This window comes from Ensifer sp. Root31 (assembly GCF_001424825.1).
Classification (GTDB): Bacteria; Pseudomonadota; Alphaproteobacteria; order Rhizobiales; family Rhizobiaceae; genus Ensifer; species Ensifer canadensis.
Map to the genome: position 1 here is coordinate 1 of NZ_LMCO01000057.1, position 4678 is coordinate 4678.

Annotated in this window: 4 protein-coding genes and 3 pseudogenes; 5 read left to right on the top strand and 2 right to left on the bottom strand. The window is 58.8% G+C overall.

Going from position 1 to position 4678, the window contains the following annotated elements; genetic code table 11:
* Positions 1–216: pseudogene (locus tag ASD00_RS32915) on the top strand (hydrolase); the annotation flags it as partial.
* Positions 217–289: 73 nt separating this feature from the next.
* Positions 290–577 (top strand): XapX domain-containing protein, encoded by a 288-nt coding sequence (locus tag ASD00_RS32920; RefSeq protein WP_057211176.1) that lies wholly within the window; start codon positions 290–292, stop codon positions 575–577.
* A 425-nt stretch (positions 578–1002) separates the two neighbouring features.
* Here ASD00_RS32920 and ASD00_RS39535 read toward each other — a convergent pair.
* A pseudogene (locus ASD00_RS39535) lies at positions 1003–1262 on the bottom strand (nucleotidyltransferase); the annotation flags it as partial.
* A 43-nt stretch (positions 1263–1305) separates the two neighbouring features.
* Between ASD00_RS39535 and ASD00_RS40585 the strand changes: the two are divergent.
* Positions 1306–1452: a hypothetical protein gene (locus ASD00_RS40585; RefSeq protein ID WP_156407922.1), complete on the top strand. Its 147-nt coding sequence runs from the start codon at positions 1306–1308 to the stop codon at positions 1450–1452.
* Between the two features lie 88 nt (positions 1453–1540).
* Here the strand turns inward: ASD00_RS40585 and ASD00_RS32925 are convergent, their stop codons facing one another.
* Positions 1541–2773, bottom strand: a complete 1233-nt coding sequence (locus ASD00_RS32925) for an NAD(P)/FAD-dependent oxidoreductase (RefSeq protein ID WP_025429591.1) — start codon at positions 2771–2773, stop codon at positions 1541–1543.
* 632 nt (positions 2774–3405) lie between these two features.
* Here ASD00_RS32925 and ASD00_RS32935 point away from each other — a divergent pair.
* Both ASD00_RS32935 and ASD00_RS42170 read left to right on the top strand, forming a co-directional pair.
* Positions 3406–3738 (top strand): GYD domain-containing protein, encoded by a 333-nt coding sequence (locus tag ASD00_RS32935; RefSeq protein ID WP_057211180.1) that lies wholly within the window; start codon positions 3406–3408, stop codon positions 3736–3738.
* Between the two features lie 858 nt (positions 3739–4596).
* Positions 4597–4678: pseudogene (locus ASD00_RS42170) on the top strand (nuclear transport factor 2 family protein); the annotation flags it as partial.

Here is a 4678-nt window from a genome sequence, read left to right on the forward strand (position 1 = left end):
GTTCAAGCCGGCGTCATTCCGGTGACCTGGCAGCAGGTCCTCCTTGAGTGGCAGCGCGACTGGGCGCGGAAGGAAACCTATGACGCCGTCACCACGCTGTTGAAGGAGCATTCCGGCGCCTACGGCATGGGCATCGATTATGTCTACACCATGGTCCACAAGGCCGCTGAACGCGTCACGCACGGCAAGCGGATTGGCCCGAACCCGGCAAAGTAACCCAGCAAGAACAGCCGCTCCGCCAGGACAAGCCCGTCGGAGCGGCAATCTCATCTCAGCGAGGACGAATTCCATGAAACTCTATCTCATGTCCATCGGTGCCGGCTTGCTGGTCGGCATTGTCTATAGCCTCCTCAATGTGCGTTCGCCGGCCCCGCCGGTTGTCGCCCTGGTTGGCCTTCTTGGCATCCTCGTTGGCGAGCAGCTTGTGCCTTTTGCCAGAACGCTGTGGAGCAAGGAGCCCGCCGCCGTTTCCTGGATCAACCAGATCAAGCCGCACATGTTCGGTCATATGCCGAAGGGTGGGAACCAAAATGACCTCGCTGCGGCTCGTCAGGTCCAGGTCAAGTCTGATAGCTGACCGCCAAGAGGAGAGTAGCATTGCGGTTCGCGGCGACACCTAGCCATTGCCCAATATCCAGGGACCGCTCACCAAACGGCGCGATGGCCGAGATAGGTCGCTACGACTTTGCCGTCCTCGATGTCGAGCGCGGCCCCACTGTAGTTTGCTGCCGGCTCCGCAACGCAGCGAGCCTGTCAGGCAGAGGGGAACCTGAAGACGAGGGCCTATCGCGACGTCGCTGGCATCTGGACGGCTACGGCCCCTCGGGTCGCTGATCTCAGGTGAATTGAATTGCGGGTATGTCGTTCGCAACCACAGGCATTCCGACTTTGGCCTCTCCATGAAAAGCTTTCCACCAGTTCAATTAGAAGCCGCCGCGAGGGATCACCTTTTATCGCGCGGTGACGGAGGAGAGGGCAAATTGCGGTGACGGAGACGGAGTTTCAGGAACTACCCTTTTCGCGCAGCAAGGTTGAATTGTCCGCCCGTTCGAGCTTAGCGAGGTGTTCCGCGCAGATTGTTTTGACCGGATCGTAGAGAACGGAAGTTCGAGCGGTCAGCCATGCCATTGCCTCCTCGCTGATCTCGTAGTGTCCCGAGTAGCGGGCTTTCACATACGCCTCATTCAGCGTGTTGAACCATGACTGCGATGTTGATCCCGAGGTCAGGCGTCCGTCAGGCGCACATCCTGACCCTCAGCCAAAGGGACCCATTGCCCCGACCGCGATCATTTTGGAGCGGTCAACATGACCAGGACAATTGCGGTGAGAAACGGGCTGATAGACAGCAGCGCAATGATGTACGTCCCGGCAAACAATACATCGATCGCCAGGTGGCTCGCGCCCATCGAGCGCTACTTGAGAGAGGTTCGGTCGGTCTCGCCGGAGTTCTGAAACTCCAACACGGCGTTCCGAGGAGGGGCCCACCCCTTCACAAGGGCCCCTGTAACGACGCTTGCCATGCAGATGCTAACCAATCGAATTAACTCGCCGATCTCTTGGCGAGATGGTTCACCAACCGTGCTGCTTCCTCAGCAACCCCAGGTATAACTCCCGACTTCCGAGTCGAGGCAAAATCGAGGCCGGAAAAATACAGTCCGGGAACGAATCCGATCCCCTCCTCGTGAATAGGCTGGCCGTCGTCGTCGATGGTGTCCGGGACTTTGATCCACCGGAAATCGCCTCTGAAGCCTGTGCACCAGATTACCGACGCTATGCCGCTCGTCGCCAATTCGATTGAGCGGATCGGTGGATCGGCGAGGCGTGGGGCGATCACCTCGGCAGGATCATCCTCGGCAGGCGGCGCGTTCAGCCCGGCGCGCCCGATGTAAGCGTCAATAAGGCGCTTGACGTTGGCTGAGCTCTCGTCGGCAAAACGCATGTGCTCATCCAGGTTGTCGCCGAATACCAGGCTGCCATTCGTCATACCCAAGAAGCGACCGAGCAACACGACCCCCTGGGCGCTCAGCGATTGCAGGCTGATGGTGTGGGTGGCACCAAGCAAGCCTCGCGGCGGCAGCTTCCCCGATGGCAGGATGATTTCCCTGCGCGGTACGTCGAAATAGCCGGACAGGGTCATCCAATTGAAGATGTCGCCGCCGCGATAATAGCGGACCAGACGGCCGACTCGGCTCGTCGCCAGAAAGACCGAGCGTCCCGCGAGTGCCAAGTCCTCGGCAATCTGGCCGCCCGATTGACCGCTGCCGACTACAAGAACAGCACCTTGTTCCAACTCGGCTGCATTGCGATAGGCCGAGGAATCGAGTTGGCGGACCGTTGCCGGCAGTTCCGCCGACTCAGGCGACCGTTTCGGACAGTTCAGGCTACCGCTCGCGACGACGACGTTGCGGGCCTGAAAGACACCACGCGGTGTCGTCACAAGAAAGAGTTCGTCATCTCGGGACAGTTCCTCTGCTGGAGTCCCGGTTATCACCGGCAATTGGTGCCGCTCAACATACTTCTCGAGATAAGCGACAAATTGATGCTGTGTGCTGGCACCCCAGGGATCAGGCACGTCATGGGAATCACCGGGCAGCAGCGAGCGAATGTTAGGCGAGTTCAGACGGAAGGAATCCCAGCGCTGGGTCCGCCAGGTTTCTCCGATGCAGCCTCGCTCAAGCACCTGATGATCGCGACCTTGCTGCTTGAGTAAATAACTGATCCCAAGCCCGGCCGAGCCCGCTCCGACGACAACCACGTCAAGTATCCCCGCCATGGCACATCCTCCCAACAAGACGGCATCGTAGGAATCGAAGCGCGACGGCCCCGGATCAACGTTCAGGCGGACCTGCTGGCGGTGCCGCCATCTGCCTGGTCCTGGATGACGGTAACATGGATTCGATCAACTCTAAGGAGAAAGGCGTTGTTCGTTTGTGTGCCCGCAGGCCAGCAGCATCCCCAAGTCTCAACGACTGAATGCGGGAAAGCGCGCCGTTATCCCATGCTCGTTCCTGGGAGCAGACCCGAGGCTACGCCCTCAGCAAGGAAAGAAGTTTCACTGCCTGGCAGAGCTGTCGGATGAGATGATCGATGAGGCCCTCGAAATCGCTGTCGATGCGCCCTCGAACAACACGCTTCGCTCGATTTGGAACTTCGGTGGCAGGACGCTATATGCCAGGGGAATCCCTGCTAAACGGTCCAACGCCTTAACGTGCAACCGCTTCGGATGCGACGGCTGGTAGTGCCGTCATTTCAAGGCCCGCCGCGGTGGCGATCATGCTCACTGTGCGTCGCCGAATTGTGCGTGACCAATCTAGCGCTCTGCAGCTCAACGCTCGTCTAACGCCAAGTTTTTTGAGATATTGAGTATGGCAGGTCACCCGATCTGCCCAGTTGAGGGAGGATGTCATGCCACTGTTCATAACCACAGGGTGCTATACAACCACGTCAGCGAAGGGAATGATTGACAGTCCATCGGACCGAGAAAAGGCGGCCCGTGGCATCATGGAAGCAGCGGGCGGGAAACTGCATTCTTTCTACGTTACGACGGGTGAAACCGACTGGATGGCAATCACGGAATTTGACGATGGCGCTGACGTGGTCCCCGCACTTCTCGTTGTCAGCGCATCGGGAGCTGTATCGAATGTAAAAACCGTGCGAGCCTACACGGGCGCGGAATTCCAGGCTGCGCAAGAGAAGGCGGGCAAAATCGCATCTTCCTATGGGCCCCCAGCAAAATAAGCAGGCCGCTGGTTGAAACGTTTTTGGCAGCGGAACCTCCGCTGCCAGAAACGAGGTGCATTTTCCCCAATGTAGACGCACGTTCCTCCCCGCCACAGTACATTGCCGCGCTTTGGTGTTTTGTACTTGGCGACAACGTTCACGTGCTCGCTCGCGATGGTGACTGGCACGCCCTAGCCATATTCGCATGTTCCGCCCGGACAGGGAGCGGATTATCGAAGCCATGCACCCTTATCGCCATCAGTCGCCCCCTGGATGTCATCTTCGGATGCGGAGAGCTGATACGCACGATCCTTCTGAGCTGCGCGTAAGCGACCGCCCACTGACCAGCAGTGATATAGCGCAGGGCGGTGATGAGAGGCGACGACGCGCGGGACAGGAGGTATGTCTCCGGGCTCGTCCGAAATCTGTGCCTACCTGTTTTTGAACTGATGTCGCTATCCCCGATCTGTCGCACACACGGCTTGGCGCTGGATCCTTCGATTGTCTGCTGCAGCGTCTCATGAAGCGAAAGCGGTCGATCGCCGAGCGAGTTCTTTGGCCAGCCGAGACCACCGAGAGCGAGACAAAGATGCTTTATTACGCGGTGGTGGCGGCCTCAGACGTCGAGCTTGAGACAGTCTTTCGTGAACTCATGCACTGAGCGGACAAACATCTAGCAACCGGCCTGGCCACAACAGCTAAGATCGCAGCTCTCGGCGTGACGCGGACCCGGCAGTCTACGGCGCAACCTTTCAATTCGCACGGCAAAAACGGCCAGCGCCCAGCGTTGACCGTTGACGCTGCACTCAGTCACATGTACCGATTGACACACTGTTTACCGATCGGTACAGTGAAAGAAATCTGGAGATCATGACCATGACTGAACAACGCCCACCACTGCCCCCTTTCACCCGCGAATCGGCAGCGGCCAAAGTCCGAGCTGCAGAGGACGGATGGA